This is a genomic window from Shimia aestuarii (assembly GCF_022814865.1).
GTDB classification, from domain to species: Bacteria; Pseudomonadota; Alphaproteobacteria; order Rhodobacterales; family Rhodobacteraceae; genus Shimia; species Shimia aestuarii_A.
The window spans coordinates 126,162-145,765 of sequence record NZ_JAKVRD010000007.1; the positions used below are offsets into that span (position 1 = coordinate 126,162).

20 protein-coding genes are annotated in these 19,604 nt (G+C 61.2%); 12 read left to right on the forward strand and 8 right to left on the reverse strand.

The window, feature by feature from the left end; all coding sequences use genetic code 11:
- The first annotated feature begins 107 nt into the window (after nucleotides 1–107).
- The 6 genes from MK745_RS09330 (at nucleotide 108) to grxD (ending at nucleotide 5,964) form a co-directional block, all read left to right on the forward strand.
- A complete protein-coding gene (locus tag MK745_RS09330; RefSeq protein ID WP_243613021.1) occupies nucleotides 108–1,013 on the forward strand; it encodes a LysR family transcriptional regulator in 906 nt (301 codons plus the stop codon).
- 232 nt (nucleotides 1,014–1,245) lie between these two features.
- On the forward strand, nucleotides 1,246–2,715 hold the full coding sequence (locus MK745_RS09335; protein WP_243613022.1) for a nitrilase-related carbon-nitrogen hydrolase: 1,470 nt from the start codon (nucleotides 1,246–1,248) through the stop codon (nucleotides 2,713–2,715).
- 98 nt (nucleotides 2,716–2,813) lie between these two features.
- Nucleotides 2,814–4,973, forward strand: a complete 2,160-nt coding sequence (purL, locus tag MK745_RS09340; protein ID WP_243613023.1) for a phosphoribosylformylglycinamidine synthase subunit PurL — start codon at nucleotides 2,814–2,816, stop codon at nucleotides 4,971–4,973.
- 115 nt (nucleotides 4,974–5,088) lie between these two features.
- Nucleotides 5,089–5,319, forward strand: a complete 231-nt coding sequence (locus tag MK745_RS09345; RefSeq protein WP_243613024.1) for a BolA family protein — start codon at nucleotides 5,089–5,091, stop codon at nucleotides 5,317–5,319.
- A gap of 4 nt (nucleotides 5,320–5,323) precedes the next feature.
- Nucleotides 5,324–5,605 carry a hypothetical protein gene (locus MK745_RS09350; protein WP_243613025.1) on the forward strand — a complete coding sequence of 94 codons (282 nt, stop codon included), beginning with the start codon at nucleotides 5,324–5,326 and terminating at the stop codon, nucleotides 5,603–5,605.
- Nucleotides 5,602–5,964 carry a Grx4 family monothiol glutaredoxin gene (gene grxD, locus MK745_RS09355; protein WP_243613026.1) on the forward strand — a complete coding sequence of 121 codons (363 nt, stop codon included), beginning with the start codon at nucleotides 5,602–5,604 and terminating at the stop codon, nucleotides 5,962–5,964. The genes MK745_RS09350 and grxD overlap by 4 nt, the downstream gene beginning before the upstream one ends.
- Nucleotides 5,965–6,058: 94 nt before the next feature.
- Here grxD and MK745_RS09360 read toward each other — a convergent pair whose 3' ends face one another.
- Nucleotides 6,059–6,442, reverse strand: a complete 384-nt coding sequence (locus tag MK745_RS09360) for a cell division protein ZapA (protein WP_243613027.1) — start codon at nucleotides 6,440–6,442, stop codon at nucleotides 6,059–6,061.
- Entirely contained in the window at nucleotides 6,442–7,095 is a 654-nt protein-coding gene (locus tag MK745_RS09365) for a hypothetical protein (RefSeq protein WP_243613028.1), read from the reverse strand. Before MK745_RS09365 ends, MK745_RS09360 begins: the two co-directional genes overlap by 1 nt.
- A 234-nt stretch (nucleotides 7,096–7,329) precedes the next feature.
- On the opposite strand from MK745_RS09365, the gene tkt reads away from it, so the two are divergent.
- Complete coding sequence (gene tkt / locus MK745_RS09370) at nucleotides 7,330–9,351, forward strand: transketolase (RefSeq protein ID WP_243613029.1); 2,022 nt, start codon at nucleotides 7,330–7,332, stop codon at nucleotides 9,349–9,351.
- A 91-nt stretch (nucleotides 9,352–9,442) separates the two neighbouring features.
- Here tkt and MK745_RS19765 read toward each other — a convergent pair whose 3' ends face one another.
- The 6 genes from MK745_RS19765 to MK745_RS09395 form a co-directional block, all read right to left on the reverse strand.
- A complete protein-coding gene (locus MK745_RS19765) occupies nucleotides 9,443–9,565 on the reverse strand; it encodes a hypothetical protein (RefSeq protein ID WP_279391774.1) in 123 nt (40 codons plus the stop codon).
- A gap of 62 nt (nucleotides 9,566–9,627) precedes the next feature.
- Nucleotides 9,628–10,071 (reverse strand): hypothetical protein, encoded by a 444-nt coding sequence (locus MK745_RS09375; RefSeq protein WP_243613030.1) that lies wholly within the window; start codon nucleotides 10,069–10,071, stop codon nucleotides 9,628–9,630.
- Nucleotides 10,072–10,191: 120 nt separating this feature from the next.
- Entirely contained in the window at nucleotides 10,192–11,166 is a 975-nt protein-coding gene (locus MK745_RS09380) for a DUF808 domain-containing protein (RefSeq protein ID WP_243613031.1), read from the reverse strand.
- 308 nt (nucleotides 11,167–11,474) lie between these two features.
- The gene (gene coaD, locus MK745_RS09385; RefSeq protein ID WP_243613032.1) at nucleotides 11,475–11,966 is read right to left on the reverse strand and encodes a pantetheine-phosphate adenylyltransferase; all 492 of its coding nucleotides are present in this window, start codon (nucleotides 11,964–11,966) and stop codon (nucleotides 11,475–11,477) included.
- 119 nt (nucleotides 11,967–12,085) lie between these two features.
- Nucleotides 12,086–12,520, reverse strand: a complete 435-nt coding sequence (locus MK745_RS09390) for a CBS domain-containing protein (RefSeq protein WP_243613033.1) — start codon at nucleotides 12,518–12,520, stop codon at nucleotides 12,086–12,088.
- Between the two features lie 59 nt (nucleotides 12,521–12,579).
- Entirely contained in the window at nucleotides 12,580–13,476 is an 897-nt protein-coding gene (locus MK745_RS09395) for a LysR family transcriptional regulator (protein ID WP_243613034.1), read from the reverse strand.
- Nucleotides 13,477–13,577: 101 nt separating this feature from the next.
- On the opposite strand from MK745_RS09395, the gene MK745_RS09400 reads away from it, so the two are divergent.
- From MK745_RS09400 to mmsB, 5 genes are all read left to right on the forward strand, one after another.
- Nucleotides 13,578–15,077, forward strand: a complete 1,500-nt coding sequence (locus MK745_RS09400; protein ID WP_243613035.1) for a CoA-acylating methylmalonate-semialdehyde dehydrogenase — start codon at nucleotides 13,578–13,580, stop codon at nucleotides 15,075–15,077.
- Nucleotides 15,078–15,221: 144 nt separating this feature from the next.
- The gene (locus MK745_RS09405) at nucleotides 15,222–16,355 is read left to right on the forward strand and encodes a carboxylate-amine ligase (protein ID WP_243613036.1); all 1,134 of its coding nucleotides are present in this window, start codon (nucleotides 15,222–15,224) and stop codon (nucleotides 16,353–16,355) included.
- Between the two features lie 110 nt (nucleotides 16,356–16,465).
- A complete protein-coding gene (locus MK745_RS09410) occupies nucleotides 16,466–17,611 on the forward strand; it encodes an acyl-CoA dehydrogenase family protein (RefSeq protein WP_243613037.1) in 1,146 nt (381 codons plus the stop codon).
- A 64-nt stretch (nucleotides 17,612–17,675) separates the two neighbouring features.
- Nucleotides 17,676–18,716 carry an enoyl-CoA hydratase/isomerase family protein gene (locus MK745_RS09415; protein ID WP_243613038.1) on the forward strand — a complete coding sequence of 347 codons (1,041 nt, stop codon included), beginning with the start codon at nucleotides 17,676–17,678 and terminating at the stop codon, nucleotides 18,714–18,716.
- A 3-nt stretch (nucleotides 18,717–18,719) separates the two neighbouring features.
- On the forward strand, nucleotides 18,720–19,592 hold the full coding sequence (gene mmsB, locus MK745_RS09420) for a 3-hydroxyisobutyrate dehydrogenase (protein ID WP_243613039.1): 873 nt from the start codon (nucleotides 18,720–18,722) through the stop codon (nucleotides 19,590–19,592).
- Nucleotides 19,593–19,604: the final 12 nt, after the last annotated feature.

The following is a 19,604-nucleotide window of genomic DNA, read 5'->3' on the forward strand; positions in this document are numbered from 1 at the left end:
GACCTAACAAGCGATTTTTGCCAAAAGGTCGCACCATCGTGTCGACACGGTGTTTCGTTTATCAAAGCTTTCCCATAGACAGGGATTACCTTGAGAAAGTTGCGGACATGGATTGGGACAAGCTCAGAATATTTCACGCGGTTGCAGATGCTGGCAGCCTCACCCACGCGGGTGACACGCTGCATTTGTCGCAATCAGCGGTCTCCCGCCAGATTCGCGCGCTCGAGGAATCGCTCAACACGACCCTGTTCCACCGCCACGCCCGCGGCCTGATTCTCACCGAACAGGGTGAACTTCTGTTTGATGCCACATCGGCAATGATCAAACGCCTCGACGCCGCCGCCGCCCGCATCCGCGATAGCGAAGAAGAAGTGTTCGGCGAATTGCGCGTCACGACAACGATCGGTTTCGGCACCCTCTGGCTCGCCCCGCGCCTGCCCAAGCTCTACGAGAAATATCCCGACCTCAACATCGACCTGATGCTCGAGGAAAAGGTGCTCGACCTGCCTATGCGCGAGGCCGACGTCGCCATCCGCATGAAGGAACCGTCCCAGGCCGACCTGATCCGCAAGCGCCTGATGAACGTGCATATGCGCCTCTATGCGTCGCCCGAATACCTCGATCAGAACGGCCGCCCGGAAACGCTCGACGATCTGTCGTCGCACCGCCTGATAAGCCAGAACGTCACCTCCGCGCAGGTCGGAGCCGGTGCCAATCTCGTGCAGCAGATCATGAGCTATGACGTGCCTTCGGTGCTTTACGTCAACAACTACTACGGCGTCCTGCAAGCCGTGCGCCACAATCTCGGTATTGGTGTCCTGCCCGACTATCTGACGCAGGATTTCCCGAATCTCGAGCGGGTCTTGCCAGACCTTGAATCCGGCGATATCCCCGTTTTTCTCGCCTACCCGGAAGAGTTGCGGCAATCTAAACGCATCGCGGCCTTCCGCGATTTCGTGCAGGAAGAGATTATTTCACACCGCAAGCAACTGAGAGATCAGGGAAATTCCTGAGACATGCACATATAGCATAGCGGCTATGTTGCACCTGCGGCATTCTTTCCCTTGATCGATTCAAAACTGATGCCTAATTCATCTCTCGAAGACGGTGATTGCTGAAAAGCGCATCATCTTCAACCTCCCTGTTGGACTTCGGCCGAGCTTGATGCTCGGCCTTTTTTTTGGACTTGTGGCCCCCGGCATGACACAAGACAGAGAGTTATTTCCTCTCATGTGTTTGCCGAATATGCCTTTCCTTTTTGCCGTTCTGATCTGCGCCCTCTCCGGCGCAGTGACCGCTGCCGCCCTGCCGGGCTATGACCTGCCCTTTCTTGGCTGGGTTGGCTTTGTTCCCTACTTCACCCTCCTGCTGACCCAGCCCGACCGTCAGGTGCCGCTCCTGTCGATCGCCTTCTTCCTTGTCTTCTCGCTCGGCGCCCATAGCTGGTATCCGGCGATCTTCGGCCCCGCCCTCGGCTGGAGCCTCGTTTTCGCGGTGGCAGGTTGGTATGGGCTGAAAATTCGCCTTGGCCTTTGGCTCACCCGGCGCATGCCGGGCGCGATCCGCCTTCTCGCCCTGCCCTTGGTCTGGAGCGCGGTGGAGTTCGTGAAGTTCATCGCGCCTTATGTGCGCGATTGGTGGTTCGTCTCGCCCTCTGCCACACAATGGCGGTTTCCCCCGGCGCTGCAAATCCTCTCGGTGACCGGGTTTCCGGGCCTGACCCTTATGGTGCTTGTGGCCATCCTTTCCCTTGCCGCGCTCTTGATCCGCGCCCTACGTCTCACGCCACGCACGGGTCTTGAAATCGCGCCCCGCACTGCGTTCGCCGCTCTGGCCGTGATCGGCACGCTTCTCCTTGCCGGAGCCGCCCTTATGCCGCGCACGGGCACACCCGTGACCATCGCCGCCGTGACTGACATGACCCTGCAACGCGCCGACATGCCCTTGGTAGGCGACCTTGGCCAGATCGCCGCCGACCCCGCCCTCTCCCGCAAGGTGCTGGACGAGAATATCCGCCTGACAGAAACCCTGCCCGCGGGCATGGACCTGATCGTCTGGCCGGAAAACAAATTCGCCTACGATGACAACAAAGAGACCCGCGCCGCGCTGTCGTCGCTGGCCAAGGCCCAAGGCGCCTATCTCTCGGTCAACCTTCTGCACCGCACGGCACAGGGCAAAGAAAACACCAACACCCTTTTTGCCCCCTCTGGCGAGCAAGCCCTACAACGCGCCAAAATCAATCTCTTCCCGGCGGAAATCGCCGCCGGATATGCGCGCGGGCCTGAATCCTTCGCTCATATAGAAACGCCCTTTGGCCGCCTTTCCGGCGCGATCTGTTGGGACACGCACCGCCTCTGGATCCTACGCGCCCTCGCCCGCGAAGGCGCAGACGTCATCGCGCTGCCGATGGACAATGACTTCGACGCCGACCCGATCTTTCCCTATCATCACGCCGCCGATGTCGTCTTTCGCGCCGTCGAGAACCGCCTGACGATCGGCGTCGGCTCGGTCAACGGCATAAGCCTCGTCGTATCACCCGCTGGTGAAATCGTCGCAGAAAGCCCCGTCAACACCGCCGGCGCCATCCACGGACAAAGCTTCCGACACTCAGGCCAAAGCCTCTATACCCGCCTCGGTGACTGGTTCGGATGGGCGCTCGTCCTTGCCGCCGCGCTTCTCGCGCTCTTCGGCTGGCGGCGTGGGCGCACGGCCTGAGAGAAATGCGAGGGGCCAGAGACCGAAAGCCCCCTTTTCCACAGCGCCGCAATGCCCTAAAGAAGCGCCAGACACGCGCCGCCGGAGAGAGAGTCCCCATGCAAGAGCCCGCCATCACCCCCGACCTGATCGAAAGCCACGGTCTGAAGCCCGACGAATACGACCTGATCCTCGAGATCATCGGACGCGAACCGAGTTTCACCGAGCTTGGCATCTTCTCGGCCATGTGGAACGAACACTGCTCTTACAAATCCTCCAAGAAATGGCTGCGCACCCTGCCGACTGATGGCCCGCAGGTGATCTGCGGCCCCGGCGAAAACGCGGGCATCGTGGATATCGGCGATGGCGACGCCGTGGTCTTCAAGATGGAAAGCCACAACCACCCCTCCTACATCGAGCCCTATCAGGGCGCGGCCACAGGGGTCGGCGGTATCCTGCGTGACGTATTCACCATGGGCGCCCGCCCCATCGCGGCGATGAACTCCCTTTCCTTTGGCGAGCCGTCCCACCCCAAGACCCGCCAGCTCGTCAATGGCGTCGTCGAAGGCGTCGGCGGCTACGGCAACTGTTTCGGCGTGCCGACTGTCGGCGGCGAAGTGCGCTTCCATCCCGCCTATAATGGCAACTGCCTCGTCAATGCCTTCGCAGCAGGCCTCGCCAAAAGCGATGCGATCTTCTATTCGGCGGCCTCCGGTATCGGCATGCCCGTCGTCTATCTTGGCGCGAAGACCGGCCGTGACGGCGTCGGCGGCGCAACCATGGCAAGCGCCGAATTCGACGACACCATCGAAGAAAAACGCCCCACCGTTCAGGTCGGCGACCCCTTCACCGAGAAACGCCTGATGGAAGCGACGCTGGAACTCATGCAGACCGGCGCCGTAATCTCGATCCAAGACATGGGCGCCGCAGGCCTGACCTGCTCGGCCGTGGAAATGGGCGACAAGGGCAAGCTCGGGGTCAAGCTGAACCTCGAAGACGTGCCGCAGCGCGAAGACAACATGACCGCCTACGAGATGATGCTCTCTGAGAGCCAGGAACGTATGCTCATGGTCCTGCGCCCCGAGAAAGAGGCCGAGGCACGCGCCGTGTTCGAGAAATGGGACCTCGATTTCGCCATCGTCGGCGAGACCATTGCCGAGGATCGCTTCCTCATCCTGCACAATGGCGAAGTCAAAGCCGACCTGCCGCTCTCGCCCCTTTCGGGCCGTGCGCCGGAATATGATCGCCCGTGGGTCGAAACCCCGCCGGCTGAACCGCTGGCCGACGTGCCGCAGATTGATCCCATCGACGGCCTCAAGGCGCTGATCTCCTCGCCGAACTACGCCGGCAAGCAATGGGTCTATGAACAATATGACACCATGGTCATGGCCGATAGCGCCCGCTTGCCGGGCCTCGGCGCCGGGATCATCCGGGTCCACGGCACCGACAAAAAGCTCGCCTTTACCTCTGACGTGACACCGCGCTACGTGCGCGCCAACCCCGTCGAAGGCGGCAAGCAGGCCGTGGCAGAAGCCTGGCGCAACCTCTGCGCCGTCGGGGCCAAGCCGCTGGCGACAACCGACAACCTCAACTTCGGCAACCCCGAAAAGCCCGAGATCATGGGCCAATTCGTCGGCGCCATCAAAGGCATCGGCGAAGCCGTCGCCGCGCTCGACATGCCAATCGTTTCGGGCAACGTCTCGCTTTATAACGAGACCGATGGATCTGCCATCCTGCCGACGCCGACCATCGGCGCCGTGGGGCTGATCGCGGCCGACGAAGAACCGATCATCGGCGAAGTCCGCGACGGCCATGTGGCCCTCGTTATCGGCGACACGACCGGTCATCTGGGCCAATCGGCGCTTCTGGCCGAGGTGTTCAACCGCGAAGATGGCGACGCGCCGCATGTGGATCTCGCCGCAGAGAAAGCGACCGGCGAATTCATCCGCGCCAACCGCGATTTCATCAAGGCCTGCACCGATCTCTCCGACGGCGGCCTTGCGCTTGCCGCCTTCGAGATGGCCGAGGCCGCGGGCGTCGGTATCCATCTCGACAGCGACGACACCGCAACCCTCTTTGGCGAGGATCAGGCGCGCTACCTCGTGGCCTGTAACTTCGATCAGGCCGAGGCCCTGATGATCGCCGCAGGTCAGGCTGGTGTGGCGGTCCATAGCGTCGGTCGCTTTACCGGCACCGATGTTTGCATGGGCAATAGCTCCGCCTCCCTCGAAGAGCTTTCGGCGCTGTTCCGCGCGGGCTTTGCCGAGGCCGTCGCCTGACCCGACCAACGCATCCGGCCTCCGGACCTCACTGGCCCGGAGGCCCTACGCGGATTTGCTTGCAAGCCGCAAACGCACATCCTACATCTTAACGACATCTATTCGGGAGACCTCCATGGCCATGCTCGCCTCTGATATCGAAGCCCTGATCCGCGTGGGCTTTCCGGACGCCAAGATCACCGTCATGGGCGATGACGGTCAGCATTTTTCTGCCGAGGTGATCGACGAGAGCTTTCGCGGCATGTCCCGTGTGGCCCAGCAACGCGCCGTGAACGCGACGCTCAAGGAAAAGATCGACAGCGGCGAGCTGCACGCCCTCGCCCTGATGACCAAAGCGCCCGGCTAATTCCATGCTCTTTGCACGTCTCCCAAGCCTCTTGCTGCTGACGCCCTTCGTGCTGGTGTTCCTCTATGCGGCATGGCACGAATACAACCGCTTCAAACGCGACGGTGCATCTTCCTACGGTTTGAGTTACGATCCCGAAACCAATAGCACCTACGTGACCGCGCTGGCGGATGAAGAGGATCACTTCGACCTCGAAGATTTCAACCCAGACGACACACAAGACCCGGTCCAAACCGCTTCGGCCCCTGCCGAGGCAGACCCCAAGGAACAGGACAAGACATCATGACCGACGCAAAAACCCAGATCGACGAAATCGTAAAAGCCAACGACGTGGTGCTCTACATGAAAGGCACCAAGGAAATGCCGCAATGCGGCTTCTCCTCGCGCGTCGCAGGCGTGCTCAACTTCATGGGCGTGGATTATACTGACGTGAACGTGCTCGCAGACGAAGGCATCCGCCAAGGGATCAAGGATTATTCCGACTGGCCCACCATCCCCCAGCTCTACGTGAAGGGTGAGTTCGTGGGCGGCTGTGACATCATCACTGAAATGACCCTCTCGGGCGAGTTGGATACGTTGTTCGAAGAAAACGGCGTCGCCTACAACAAGGAAGCCGCCGACAAGATCCGCGAAGCCAACGCCTGATCCTGTCGCCCTAGGGTGGGCTTCACCCCACCATCCGAAACAGAAAAGGCCGATCCGCAAGGATCGGCCTTTTTCATGTTGTCTCAATACCTTATCAGCCGACCTTTTCCTCGACCGTATCGGCAAGCGACTCGGCCCGCGCGGCCAGTTCGGCAAGCGTATCGGTGACCTCCGGCGGGATCACAGCAACCTCGACCTTCTCCGGCCCGGCATCCTTCAAGCCCTGCAACTCGCCCTGCACCTGCGCCAGTTGCGCCTCGACCTCGCGCAGCTTGTCCTCAAGCCCCGCCGTCTTATCGGCAAGCATCAGCCCCGCCATCAATAGCATCCGCGGTTCGGGAATGCGGCCGATCTGGCTCGTGAGTACCTGTGCTTCGTCATCAAGCAATTTGGCCGCCGCCTGCAGGAAATGCTGCTCCCCGTCCTGACACGCAACCTCGAAGGTCCGGCCACCGATATGGATTTCCACTTCGGGCATCATGCACCTCCTTCTGCGGCTTGGTCTTTCTCCGCCTGCACCAGCATCGGGCGCAGCGTCGCGTTGACCGCCTTCATCTCGGCAAGTTCCGTCTCGCGCATCGCTTTGAGATCGGCAAGCTCGGCCTCGAGCGCCTGATTGACCAGCGTCGCATCCGACAACTCCGCCTTCATCGCGTCGCGCATCATCTGGTTCGACGCCCGGAGCATCCGGCTGGTGCGACGCATCCGGCGCAACCGACCGGCAAGCTGATTGAGAATATCGCGGCTCTCTTCAAGATCGACCGACACCTGCGCAGGCTCGGCGGCTTGGCTGGCCGTCGCTTCGGCCTCTGCACGCTTGGCCTCAGCGGCCTCCGCCGTGGCCTTGGCGCTTTCGGCCTCATCCGTAGCGCGCCGCGCTTCGGCCTTGGCGGTTTCAAGCGCCGTCTCCAGCGCCTCGCGCTCCACCGTCAGCGCCTCGACCCGCGCCTCAAGCTCAACCACCCGGTCTTTCTCTGCGGCAAGCGCGTCTTGTGCCTCGCCGAGGGCCGCGCTGTCGCTTTCGCTGCTCGCCGCCTCTGCGCCCGACGCCGTCTTCAGCCCCTCAAGACCGCGCCCGATGCGATCCATCGCGGCGCTGATCCGGCTTTCAAGGTCACTGATCTCACTCATCGGCCCCTCTCCTTGGTTCGAACCGTTGTCGCCGGTCCCGTCTGCTTCTTTGCTCCTCCAGTGCCCAATCCGCCACACGAATCGCCTTTTGCCCGGAGTTTTCACGAGTTTATCCAATGAATGTGCAAATTGCTTCCCCCATTGCCCGCCCCACGCCACGCACATGCTTGATAATTGGTCGTGGGCTGGTATTGAGCACCCACAAACAGACCCACCAGTCAAAGGACCTGCCCCGTGGATATCGCTGCCCTTCGCGCAAAGAACCCCGACCACTGGATGAAAGCTGCCGCGATCCGCGCGCTGACGCTTGACGCCGTGGCCGCCGCCAATTCCGGTCATTCCGGCATGCCCATGGGCATGGCCGATGTCGCCACCGTCCTGTTCGAGAACCACCTGAAGTTCGACGCTTCGGCCCCCAAATGGCCCGACCGCGACCGCTTCATCCTCTCTGCCGGTCATGGCTCGATGCTGATTTATTCGCTCCTGCACCTCGTCGGTGACGCGCAGGTCACGCTCGACCAGATCAAGAACTTCCGCCAACTTGGCGCGCTGACCGCCGGTCACCCCGAAAACTTCCTGCTCGACGCGGTCGAGACGACCACCGGGCCGCTCGGCCAAGGTATCTCCAACGCTGTCGGCTTCGCCATCGCCGAGGAAATCCAACGCGCCCAATACGGCAAGAAACTGGTCGATCACCACACCTACGCGATCGCCGGCGACGGCTGCCTCATGGAAGGCATCAGCCAGGAAGCCATCGGCCTCGCTGGTCGCCTTTCGCTGGGCAAGCTGATCGTCTTCTGGGACAACAACAACATCACCATCGACGGCACGGTCGAGCTTTCGGACCGCACCAACCAGGTGCAGCGGTTCAAGGCGTCCGGCTGGCATGTGCAGGAAATCGACGGCCACGACCCGGAGGCCATCGACGCCGCCATCACCGCCGCCAAAAAATCGCGCAAGCCCTCGATGATCGCCTGCAAGACCCATATCGCCCTCGGCCACGCGGCTCAGGACACGTCCAAGGGCCACGGCGCCCTGACTGACGCGGACCAACTCAAGGCCGCAAAAGAGGTCTATGGCTGGAACCACGGCCCGTTCGAAGTCCCCGCCGATGTCAAATCGCAATGGGAAGCCATCGGCGCCCGTGGCGCTGAGGAGCGCGCCGCATGGGAAGCCCGCCTCGCCGAGGTCGGCTCCGCCAAGCGCAACCGTTTTGAGCGCGCCTATGCGGGCGACGCCCCCAAAAAACTCTCGGCCACCATCAAGGCCCTGAAGAAACAGATCGCCGAAGAGGCGCCCTCCGTGGCGACCCGCAAATCGTCTGAGATGGTGCTCAAGGCGGTGAACCCGATCATGCCCGAAACCGTGGGCGGCTCGGCGGACCTTACCGGCTCCAACAATACCAAGACCGAAGACCTCGGTGTCTTTGACGTGGATAACCGCAAGGGCCGCTACATCTACTATGGCATCCGCGAACACGGCATGGCGGCGGCGATGAACGGCATGGCGCTGCACGGCGGCATCCGCCCCTATGGCGGCACCTTCTTCTGCTTCACCGATTATGCCCGCCCGGCCATGCGCCTCGCGGCTCTGATGAAAACCCCGACGGTCTTTGTGATGACCCACGATTCCATCGGTGTTGGCGAAGACGGACCCACCCACCAGCCGGTCGAACACCTCGCCATCTGTCGCGCCACGCCGAACACCTATGTGTTCCGCCCCGCCGACACCGCCGAGACCGCCGAGGCTTGGGAAATCGCCCTGACCTCCAAGGACACGCCCTCGGTCCTCGCGCTCACGCGCCAGAACCTGCCGACCGTGCGCACTGAGGCCAAGAACACCAACCTGACCGAGAAAGGCGCTTACGTGCTGGCCGAGGCGGAAGGCAAGCGTCAGGCCATCCTGATCGCGACCGGCTCTGAGGTTTCCGTCGCCATGGACGCCAAGGCCAAGCTCGAAGCCGAAGGCATCGGCACCCGCGTCGTCTCCATGCCCTGTATGGAGCTCTTCGCCGAACAGGACGAAGCCTATCGCCGCAAGGTACTGCCCGCAGGCGCCGCTGTCCGCGTCGGCATCGAGGCCGCCGCGCGTCAGGGCTGGGATCAATGGCTGCTCGGTGAGCGCGCCAAGCCCGGCAAATCCGATTTCGTCGGCATGGACCGCTTCGGCGCTTCCGCCCCGGCCGGTCAACTGTTCGAGAAGTTCGGCATCACCGCCGACAACGTCGTGGCCAAGGTCAAAACCCTGCTCGGCTAATCTCGACGCCATAGAAACACAAAAGCCGCCGGTCTCTCCCGGCGGCTTTTTCTTTGCTTCAAGAGACGCGCAGACGCACGCCCCCTCGCCCTTACTGGATCATCGCCGCCATAAGCGCTGGCACGCCAAGCATTCCGCCAACGATGATTGCGACCGAAAGTCCGAGTCCTTTGAACATGGTGATTTCTGCTCCTGTGCACGTGTTCGCAGACATCTAGGTAGAGCGCCCCTTCGTGCCGTCCATACCCCGAATGTCAAAAATCACCCGGTGCAGACCTAGCCAGAGATCGCCGCACGCACAGCCGCCTCATTGGCTTCTTTGCCCCAACCGAACACCGCCACGAACGGATGCCCTTCGCGCACCCCGCGCGTGACGTTGATCCCCGACATCTTGGCTTTCTGTTGGCCAGCCTCAAAGGCATAGGCCATTCCGTTTTCACAGGTCATGCTGGTGTAGCCAGACTTGGTGCTTTGGCCTTCGCAGTCGCCCCATGTAGGGCCGGTCAGGTTGAATTTCGCACTGCCATTCATATGACCGATCAACTCCCCGCGAAGAAGCTGCTGCTCCTCGCCTGCCGCCTCGATAAGTAACATGGCTGGCAGGGTCACTTCGAACATGCCGGTCATCTTGCCGTCATTTTGGTTCGCCGCAACGATGACCGGCACTTCGCAGCCCCCAAGCAGCGCCACCAGCGCCATACCTGAAACAAACTTCTTCATTCAAAATCTCCTTTGGCCTCTATCTCAATCTGCGGCATCGCCCATATCGAACACCGCCTCAAAGGGTTCTTGTAAGCCCTTGTCCAAGGGATTTCGAAGGCGCTTGCCAGAGCATAAATCTCAATGCGCCTCTTTCTTCCCGCCAAACACCGCGCCCCAAATTGGCGCGATGACCTTGGTAGCGACGGGAATAAGCACGAAGCCAAGCGCGAGGCCGAACACCCCGTCCATCGCCGCCTTCGCGGACCACTCCACAAGCCCCTCCCACGCCGCAGGCACCATATGCGCAACGGCATAGGCCCAGTCGTGGATATGATGCCCGAGCCAGCCATAGCCCAGCTCTTCTAGCCCGTGCACGATAATCGCGCCGCCGACCCAGAGCATCGCCGCCGTGCCGACAATCGTCAGGAACTTCATGAACTTCGGCATCGCCCGCACAAGGCCCCGCCCAAAGGCCTGCGTCAGGCCAAGCCGTCCATTCTGAGCCATGAAAAGCCCCACATCGTCCATTTTGACGATAAGCGCGACCGAGCCATAGACCGCCACCGTGATCCCGACCCCGGCCACCGCCAGCGTCGCCGCCTCCATCCAAAAGGTGCTTTCGGGAATGGCCGAAAGAATGATCGTCATGATCTCGGCCGAGAGGATGAAATCTGTCTTGATCGCACCCGCCGCCTTGCGTTCCTCAAGGTGCAATGGATCGCCCGGCGCATCCTCCTTGAACACCGCATGATCGTCATGCGGCACAAGCACGTGATAGATCTTTTCCGCCCCCTCGAAACAAAGATACGCGCCGCCAAGCATCAACAAGGGCGCGATGAGCCACGGTGCGAAATTCGACAGAAGCAGCGCCGCCGGAAGCAGGATCAAGAGCTTGTTGCGGATCGATCCGCGCGCGATCTTCCAGATGATCGGCAGTTCCCGCGCCGGTGCGAACCCGTGGAGATATTTCGGCGTCACCGCCGCATCGTCGATCACCGCGCCTGCCGCTTTGGCCCCGGCCTTGGCCGCCTGCGCCGCCACATCATCCACCGATGCCGCTGCAACCTTGGCAATCCCTGCCACATCATCGAGCAAGGCCAGCAATCCACTCATCCGAAATACTCCCGTTGAAACCGCTCTTTGCACCCTACCCGATCCGACGCGCCAAACAAGCATACCCAAAGGGTCCACGACGGGGAAAAACCTACCGCCGTCCCCCGTCACCTTGCGTGAGACCGTGCGCTGCCTTCATCCGCACCATCGGGGCCGCGCCACAGACGCAATACCGACGTGATACCGACGTGATACAGACCCCGAGTCCGCCCTGTCCCAAGGCCTTCACATTTGCCGTGATTCGAATGTGAAAACGCCCCGCACCGGTAAGATGCGAGGCGTTGCAGAAATCCTGTGCGGCGTCTGAATCAGGCGAAACGGGCCTTCAGCGCTTCGTTGACATCGGGCGAGACGAATTTCGAAACGTCCCCACCAAGCCGCGCGATCTCTTTGACGAGCTTGGAGGCAATCGCCTGATGCTTGGCCTCGGCCATAAGGAATACCGTCTCAACCGAAGAGTCGAGCGCCCGGTTCATGCCAACCATCTGGAATTCATACTCAAAATCGGCCACAGCCCGAAGCCCGCGCACGATCACCTGGGCCCCGACATCATGGGCGCAATCGATCAAAAGGTTCTCGAACGGATGCGCGACAATCTCGGTGCCGGTCTCTTTCGAGAGCGCGGCGCATTCCGCCTCGACCATGGCAACGCGCTCTTCAAGCGTGAACAGCGGCCCCTTGTCACGGTTGATCGCAACCCCGATGACCAGCTTGTCCACCAAGAGACAGGCCCGGCGAATAATGTCGATATGACCCATTGTGATCGGGTCAAACGTGCCCGGATAAAGACCAACGCGCATGGATTGTCTCCGCTTTTCAGTGGCTTCCGCGGCACGCAACATTATTGCGCCCAGAAATGCAAGCCCTCATTGGTCGCACCCGTAGTCTTACGGGGTATGTACCGCTCTGGGATTGGGCCTCAATGGCCCATGATCATCCCCTCAAGAGCGTCTTTCTCCATCGCAAGCTCCGTTAAGCGGGCCTTAACCACATCTCCGATACTGATGAAACCGACCATAACGCCGGCATCGACCACCGGCATGTGACGGAACCGTTTCTCGGTCATCGTCGCAAGCACCGCATCGGCCTTTTCGCCAAGGCCGCAAGTGATGATATTGCGCGACATGATCTCTTCGACCTTGGTCTCAAGGCACACAGAGCCGCGCCGCGCCACCTCGCGCACGATATCGCGCTCGGAACAGATGCCGTCGGCGGTGTCGCCTGTGGAAGAAATGACCAATGTGCCGATCCGTTTTTCATCAAGAAGCTTTGCCGCTTCCGCAACCGTCATGGACGGCGGCACCGTGACAACGCCTTGATCGCCTTTGTGTTTCAGGATCTGATGGACCAGCATATTCATTCCTCCATAAGAATATTGCGTAAATCCAATGGTCGTCGCAATTTTTTCACCTGTCAAGCTTCGCTCTCAAGCCGCGCGACCTCTGCGCGAATTCCCTCGCAAAGCGCTTCGGCAAAACGGTTCATCCGCTCAAGCCGCCGATCATCCGCATGCCGGATCAGGTAGAAACTCCGCGTCAGGCTGACCGCCTCCGGCAAGACCTTCACCATGCCGCGCGCCGAAGGTAAGGCGAAATCATGCACGATCCCGATCCCATGCCCGCCCCGGACCCAGTTGAACTGAACAGAGGCCGAGTTCGACGCTAGCCGCACCCGCTCCACCCCGGTCTCGTTGAGATAGTCGAGCTCCTTGTCGAAAATCATATCCGGGATATAGCCGACCACCATATGTTCACGCAGGTCTTCAAGGCTCTCGATCGGTGGGGCATTGCGCAGATACCAACGCGCCGCCGCAAGGTGCAGCGAGTAGTCCGTGATCTTCTGCACCGTGAGCTTGCCTGCGCTTGGCGGGCTTACGGCGACGACAAGATCGGCCTCACGCTTGGATAGGTTGACGACCCGCGGCAACGCCACGATCTGAATTTCAAGGTCTGGATTGCTCCGCGCGATCTCGGCACAGACCTGCGGCAAGAGGTAGTTCGCCGCCCCGTCCGGCGCCCCGATGCGGATCTGCCCCGAAAGCCCCCCGCTCGTCCCGGCCATCTCCTGCGTCGCTTCTTCGAGCGACTGCTCGATCCGCACCGCATGCACCAAGAGCCGCTGCCCGGCATCTGTCATGGCATAGCCCGAGGGTGATTTGACAAATAGCGGCGCACCCATATCCGTCTCGAGCCGCGCCACCCGCCGCCCCACTGTCGCCGGATCCACCTTGAGCCGCCGACCCGCCGCAGAAAGGCTTTCTTCGCGCGCCACAGCCAGAAACACCCGAAGATCGTCCCATTGTGGTGCCATGCCGCCCTCCTGCATTCTCGCAAAGCTGTTTTGAGATGTTGGCTCTTTTAAAGGCATTCTTGCAAGTCTAATCTGCCCCGGAACGCTTTGGAGGAGATCCCATGCAAGAACTGACCCATTTCATCAACGGCAAGCACGTCAAAGGCACGTCCGGCCGTTTCGCAGATGTCTACAACCCCGCCACCGGCGAAGTGCAGGCCAAGGTGCCGCTCGCGACCGTGGACGAGATGAACGCCGCCATCGCCGCTGCCGAAGCCGCTCAGCCCGCTTGGGCCGCGACCAACCCGCAGCGCCGCGCCCGCGTCATGATGAAGTTCGCCGCTCTGATCGAAGAGCACATGGACGAGCTGTCCGAGCTGGTAAGCCGGGAACACGGCAAGACCCTGCCCGACGGGCGTGGCGATGTGCAGCGCGGCCTCGAGGTGATCGAGGTCTGCATGGGCGCGCCGAACCTGCTCAAGGGCGAATACATGAACGATGGCGGCCCCGGCATCGACCTCTACGCCATGCGCCAGCCGCTCGGCGTTGTCGCGGGCATCACCCCGTTCAACTTCCCGGCCATGATCCCGCTCTGGAAGATGGGCCCCGCGCTTGCCTCCGGCAACGCGATGATCCTGAAACCCTCCGAGCGCTGCCCCTCGACCTCGCTGCGCCTTGCCGAACTTATCAAAGAAGCGGGCCTGCCCGATGGTGTGCTTCAGGTCGTCAACGGCGACAAAGAAGCCGTGGACACGATCCTCGACAACGAGACGATCCAGGCCGTGGGCTTTGTCGGCTCGACTCCGATCGCCCAGTATATCTATGGCCGCGCCTGCACCAACGGCAAACGCGCCCAATGCTTCGGCGGTGCCAAGAACCACATGATTATCATGCCCGACGCGGACATGGACAAAGCCGCTGACGCGCTCGTGGGCGCGGGCTTTGGTGCGGCTGGCGAACGCTGCATGGCGATCTCCGTGGCCGTGCCGGTTGGCGAGAAGACCGCCGACGCCCTTATCGAACGCCTTGTGCCGCGTATCGAGAAACTCAAGGTTGGCCCCTATACTGCTGGCGCCGACGTGGATTACGGCCCGGTCATCACCCCGCAAGCCAAGGACCGCATCAACGGCCTCGTCTCGAGCGGTGTCGACCAAGGCGCGACGCTTGTCGTCGACGGCCGTGACTTCTCGATGCAGGGCTACGAGGACGGCTTCTTTGTCGGCCCGAGCCTCTTTGACAACGTGACCAAGGACATGGACATCTACAAGGAAGAGATCTTTGGCCCGGTCCTGTCGACCGTGCGCACCGAGAGCTATGAAGAAGCGCTCGATCTCGTGATGACCAACCAATACGGCAACGGCACCTCGATCTTTACCGCAGATGGCGACACCGCACGCGACTTTGCCACCAAGGTCAATGTCGGCATGGTCGGCATCAACTTCCCGATCCCGGTGCCGCTGAGCTACTTCACCTTCGGCGGCTGGAAGAAATCGGCCTTTGGCGATCTGAACCAATACGGCCCCGACGCCTTCCGCTTCTACACCAAGACCAAGACCGTCACCGCGCGCTGGTTCTCGGGCATCAAGGAAGGCGGAGAGTTCCACTTCAAGCAAATGGACTGATCTCCCAGCGACAGTCATCCAAGAGAGGCCGGACATCGTTCCGGCCTCTTTCGCGTTTATGCCACAGGCCCCGACCGCCCGCGGCGCTTGAAACGATCCCACATTCCTGCTCAACTCCTTCCAAGACCACTCGGGAGGGCCGCCATGTCACCGCAGGGACCGGATTTCACCATCGGCGTGGAAGAGGAATACCTCCTCATCGACAAGGATAGCCTCGACCTCGCGGCCGCGCCGGACGGGCTGATGGAGGCCTGCAAGGCCGAGCTTGAAGGCCAGGTCAGCCCCGAGTTCCTCAACTGCCAGATCGAAATCGGCACGGCCGTCTGTCGCAACGTGGCCGAGGCCCGCGAAGACCTCAAGCGCCTGCGCTCGACCGTGGCGCGGGTGGCGGGCAAGTATAACCTCGCCCCGATCGCCGCCTCCTGCCATCCGTTCTCGGACTGGCGCAACCAACATCACACCGACAAGCAACGCTATAACGAGCTGCGCGACGACCTCGCAGGTGTGGTACGGCGTATGCTGATCTGCGGCATGCATGTCCATGTCGGCATCGACGGTCCGGACCAACGCATCGACCTGATGAACCAGCTCAAGTATTTCCTGCCACATCTGCTTGCGCTGAGCTGTTCCTCGCCGTTCTGGCAAGGCGAGGATACGGGCCTGAGTTGTTACCGTCTGACGGTGTTTGACAACCTGCCCCGCACCGGCCTGCCGCCGCGCGTCGAGGGATGGGGCGAATATGAACGCTCGGTTGAGGCGATGAAAACCGTGGGCGTGATCGAGGACGCCTCCAAGATCTGGTGGGATCTGCGCCCCTCCTCTCGCTTTCCAACCATCGAGAGCCGGGTTTGCGATGTGTCGCCCCGCCTTGAAACCGCACTAACCCTTGCCGCATTGACCCAAGCCCTGACCCGGATGCTCTGGCGCCTCGCGATCAAGAACCAACGCTGGCGCCTCTATGATAATTTTCTCATCTCCGAGAACCGCTGGCGTGCACAGCGATATGGCATTTCATCCGGCCTGATCGACTGGGGCCGCCGCGAAATCGTTTCCTTCGAAGAACTCGCAGAAGAATTCATCGCGCTTCTACATGAAGACGCCGAAACCCTCGGCTGCCTGCGCGAAATCGAGAACACCCGCACCATCGTCGCCACCGGCAATAGCGCCGATCAACAACGCGCGGTCTACCGCGATGCGATCCAGGCCGAATACACCCATGAAGAGGCATTGCGCGCCGTGGTCAAACACCTGATCGAAGAATACCACGCAGATTTGTAGGAGGTCCGGGCATATTCGCCAGCCTGTTTTGCATTTTTGCGCACTGACACCGCGCTTACGGCACTGTATAATTTAACAGTCGTTCAATTTCGCGTTTTGGGAGGAACCCGATGGATTTTGCACTGAGTGAAGAGCAAACCCTGATCTTTGATATGGCCAAGGGCTTTGGCGAAGAACACATCGCCCCCAACGCCCAGAAATGGGAGGCCGAAGGCACGATCCCGAAAGAGCTCTGGCCGCAGATTGCCGAGCTTGGCCTTGGCGGCATTTACGTCAGCGAAGAGTACGGCGGCTCCGGCCTGTCGCGCCTCGACGCGACCCTCGTCTTTGAGGCGCTCGCCATGTCCTGCCCCTCTGTCGGCTCCTTCCTGTCGATCCACAATATGTGCGGCGGCATGATCGACAAATTCGGCAGCGAAGAAACCAAGCAGAAATGGCTTCCAGACCTCTGCACCATGTCCAAGGTCTTCTCCTACTGCCTGACCGAACCCGGCTCCGGTTCCGACGCGGCCGCGCTCAAGACCCGCGCCGCCAAAACCAATGACGGCTATGTGCTGAATGGCACCAAGGCGTTTATCTCCGGCGGCGGCTACTCCGATGCTTATGTCACCATGGTGCGCACCGGCGATGACGGCCCCAAGGGCATCTCGACCGTGGTTGTCGAAGACGGCTCCGCGGGCCTGAGTTTTGGCGGGCTTGAGAACAAGATGGGCTGGCGCTCGCAACCGACCGCGCAGGTGCAGTTCGACGATTGTAAAGTCCCGCATGACAACCTCATCGGCGAAGAAGGCAAAGGCTTCTCCTACGCAATGGCCGGTCTCGACGGGGGCCGCCTCAACATCGCCGCCTCTGCGCTTGGTGGTGCGCAGAACGCCCTCGACCTGACGATGCAATACATGGCCGAGCGCAAAGCCTTCGGCAAACCCATCAACCAGTTCCAGGCGCTGCAATTCCGCCTCGCCGAGTTCGAAACGAAGCTGCAAGCCGCCCGCATCTTCCTGCGCCAGGCCGCGTGGAAGCTCGACAACAAATCCCACGACGCGACCAAGTTCTGCGCCATGGCCAAGCTCATGGTGACCGATGTCGCCTTCGAAGTGGCAAATGGCTGTCTGCAACTGCACGGCGGTTATGGCTACCTTGCGGATTACGGGGTCGAGAAGATCGTGCGCGATCTGCGCGTCCACCAGATTCTCGAAGGCACAAATGAGATCATGCGCCTGATCGTATCGCGCCAAATGATCGCCGATGCGGCCTGATTCCGCAATTCGCACCGACGCAATACCGACGTGATACCGACGCGTTACAGATAGGGGTTTTCCCATGGGCGATATCAATATTCGCAAGGTCGGAAAGACCGGCCGCATCACCTTTACCCGCCCCAAGGCGCTCAATGCGATGAGCTACGAGATGTGCATCGCCATCGAAGACGCGCTCGACGCGTGGTCCGATGACGATCAGGTCAAGATGCTGGTGATTGACGCCGAAGGCGAGAAGGCCTTTTGCGCAGGCGGCGACATCGCTGAACTGTACGAAACAGGGAAAGCCGGAAATTTCGCATTTGGACAGAAATTCTGGGCTGATGAGTACAGAATGAACGCCAAGATGTTCGAATTCTACAAGCCTGTGGCGAGCTTCATGCAGGGGTTCACAATGGGCGGCGGCGTCGGCGTCGGATGCCACGCATCGCACCGTGTGGTTGGCGAGTCGAGCCAGATCGCCATGCCTGAATGCGGCATTGGCCTCGTACCGGATGTCGGCGGCTCCTACATCCTCGCTCATGCGCCGGGCCGTCTTGGCGAATATCTCGGCCTCACCGCCTCACGCCTCGCCGCCGGAGACGCCATCCTCGCGGGCTTCGCAGACTACTATATCCACGAGAAGAACTGGCCGGAACTCATTGCAAAACTTGAAGAAACTGGCGATTGGACATTGATTGACGCCGCTGCGGAACCGGTGCCTGAGGCGGCGCTCGCCACACAAGAAGACGAGATCAACGCCTTCTTCGGCGGCGAGGCACTGCCCGATATTGTCAACGCCCTGAAGGCCAGCAAAAGCACCTTCGCAGAAGCCGCGCTCAAGAAGCTCTCCCGCAACTCACCCCTCGCCATGGGGTGCACGCTCGAGATCATCCACCGGGTGCGCGGCACCGAGACACTCCGCCCGGCCCTCGAACAAGAATACCGCTTTACCTATCGCGCGATGCAAAAGGGCGATTTCCTTGAAGGAATCCGCGCCCAGATCATCGACAAGGACAGAAACCCAAGCTGGAAACACGCGCTTTCCGCGCTCCCGGCCACCGCCGTGAGCCAGATGTTGATGCCTTTGGGAGAGGCAAAACTCACATTCGAAAAGGGAGACTAAGCCATGAAAATCGGATTTATTGGACTTGGCAACATGGGCGGTCCTATGGCCGCAAACCTCGCCAAAGCCGGGCATGAGGTCACGGGGTTCGATATGGCCGAGGTGACCGTTGAGGGCGTCACCATGGCCGCCTCTGGGCCCGACGCCGCCAAGGGTGCCGACGTGGTGATCACCATGCTCCCCAACGGCCAAATCCTGCGCAGCGTTGCGGCAGAACTGATCCCCGCGATGGATAAAGGCGCGGCACTTGTCGATTGCTCGACCGTAGATGTCGAAAGCGCCCGTGCTGTGGCAGAACAGGCCGAGGCCGCGGGTCTTCTGGCCGTGGACGCCCCTGTGTCTGGCGGTGTTGGCGGTGCAGCCGGCGGCACGCTCACCTTCATGGCTGGCGGCAGCGACGCCGCATTTGCCAAGGCCGAGCCCCTCTTTGACATCATGGGCCAGAAGGCCGTGCATTGCGGCGAAGCAGGAGCCGGGCAGGCCGCGAAGATCTGCAACAACATGATCCTTGGTGTGACCATGATCGCCACCTGCGAAGCCTTTGCGCTCGCCGACAAGCTTGGTCTTGATCGTCAGAAGATGTTCGACGTGGTGTCGACCTCTTCGGGCTATTCCTGGACCATGAATGCCTATTGCCCAGCCCCGGGGGTTGGGCCGCAATCGCCCTCAGACAACGACTACAAGCCCGGTTTTGCGGCCGACCTGATGCTCAAGGACCTGCGCCTTTCGCAACAGGCCGCTGAGGCTGCTGACGCAGACACCCCGATGGGTCAGATGGCGCGCGACCTCTATGCCAAGTTCGTCGAAAACGAAGATGGGGCCGGAATGGATTTCTCGGCCATGCTACCCCGCTTTGAGAAACGTGGGCGCGGCTAAAGACGTAAGGCC

What these genes read in the sequence shown, in the direction of transcription:
- MK745_RS09330 (WP_243613021.1), top strand. Translation starts at nt 108, where the DNA reads ATGGATTGGGACAAGCTCAGAATATTTCACGCGGTTGCAGATGCTGGC.
- MK745_RS09335 (WP_243613022.1), top strand. Translation starts at nt 1,246, where the DNA reads ATGCCTTTCCTTTTTGCCGTTCTGATCTGCGCCCTCTCCGGCGCAGTG.
- purL (WP_243613023.1), top strand. Translation starts at nt 2,814, where the DNA reads ATGCAAGAGCCCGCCATCACCCCCGACCTGATCGAAAGCCACGGTCTG.
- MK745_RS09345 (WP_243613024.1), top strand. Translation starts at nt 5,089, where the DNA reads ATGGCCATGCTCGCCTCTGATATCGAAGCCCTGATCCGCGTGGGCTTT.
- MK745_RS09350 (WP_243613025.1), top strand. Translation starts at nt 5,324, where the DNA reads ATGCTCTTTGCACGTCTCCCAAGCCTCTTGCTGCTGACGCCCTTCGTG.
- grxD (WP_243613026.1), top strand. Translation starts at nt 5,602, where the DNA reads ATGACCGACGCAAAAACCCAGATCGACGAAATCGTAAAAGCCAACGAC.
- MK745_RS09360 (WP_243613027.1), bottom strand. Translation starts at nt 6,442, where the DNA reads ATGCCCGAAGTGGAAATCCATATCGGTGGCCGGACCTTCGAGGTTGCG.
- MK745_RS09365 (WP_243613028.1), bottom strand. Translation starts at nt 7,095, where the DNA reads ATGAGTGAGATCAGTGACCTTGAAAGCCGGATCAGCGCCGCGATGGAT.
- MK745_RS19765 (WP_279391774.1), bottom strand. Translation starts at nt 9,565, where the DNA reads ATGTCTGCGAACACGTGCACAGGAGCAGAAATCACCATGTTCAAAGGA.
- MK745_RS09375 (WP_243613030.1), bottom strand. Translation starts at nt 10,071, where the DNA reads ATGAAGAAGTTTGTTTCAGGTATGGCGCTGGTGGCGCTGCTTGGGGGC.
- MK745_RS09380 (WP_243613031.1), bottom strand. Translation starts at nt 11,166, where the DNA reads ATGAGTGGATTGCTGGCCTTGCTCGATGATGTGGCAGGGATTGCCAAG.
- coaD (WP_243613032.1), bottom strand. Translation starts at nt 11,966, where the DNA reads ATGCGCGTTGGTCTTTATCCGGGCACGTTTGACCCGATCACAATGGGT.
- MK745_RS09390 (WP_243613033.1), bottom strand. Translation starts at nt 12,520, where the DNA reads ATGCTGGTCCATCAGATCCTGAAACACAAAGGCGATCAAGGCGTTGTC.
- MK745_RS09395 (WP_243613034.1), bottom strand. Translation starts at nt 13,476, where the DNA reads ATGGCACCACAATGGGACGATCTTCGGGTGTTTCTGGCTGTGGCGCGC.
- MK745_RS09400 (WP_243613035.1), top strand. Translation starts at nt 13,578, where the DNA reads ATGCAAGAACTGACCCATTTCATCAACGGCAAGCACGTCAAAGGCACG.
- MK745_RS09405 (WP_243613036.1), top strand. Translation starts at nt 15,222, where the DNA reads ATGTCACCGCAGGGACCGGATTTCACCATCGGCGTGGAAGAGGAATAC.
- MK745_RS09410 (WP_243613037.1), top strand. Translation starts at nt 16,466, where the DNA reads ATGGATTTTGCACTGAGTGAAGAGCAAACCCTGATCTTTGATATGGCC.
- MK745_RS09415 (WP_243613038.1), top strand. Translation starts at nt 17,676, where the DNA reads ATGGGCGATATCAATATTCGCAAGGTCGGAAAGACCGGCCGCATCACC.
- mmsB (WP_243613039.1), top strand. Translation starts at nt 18,720, where the DNA reads ATGAAAATCGGATTTATTGGACTTGGCAACATGGGCGGTCCTATGGCC.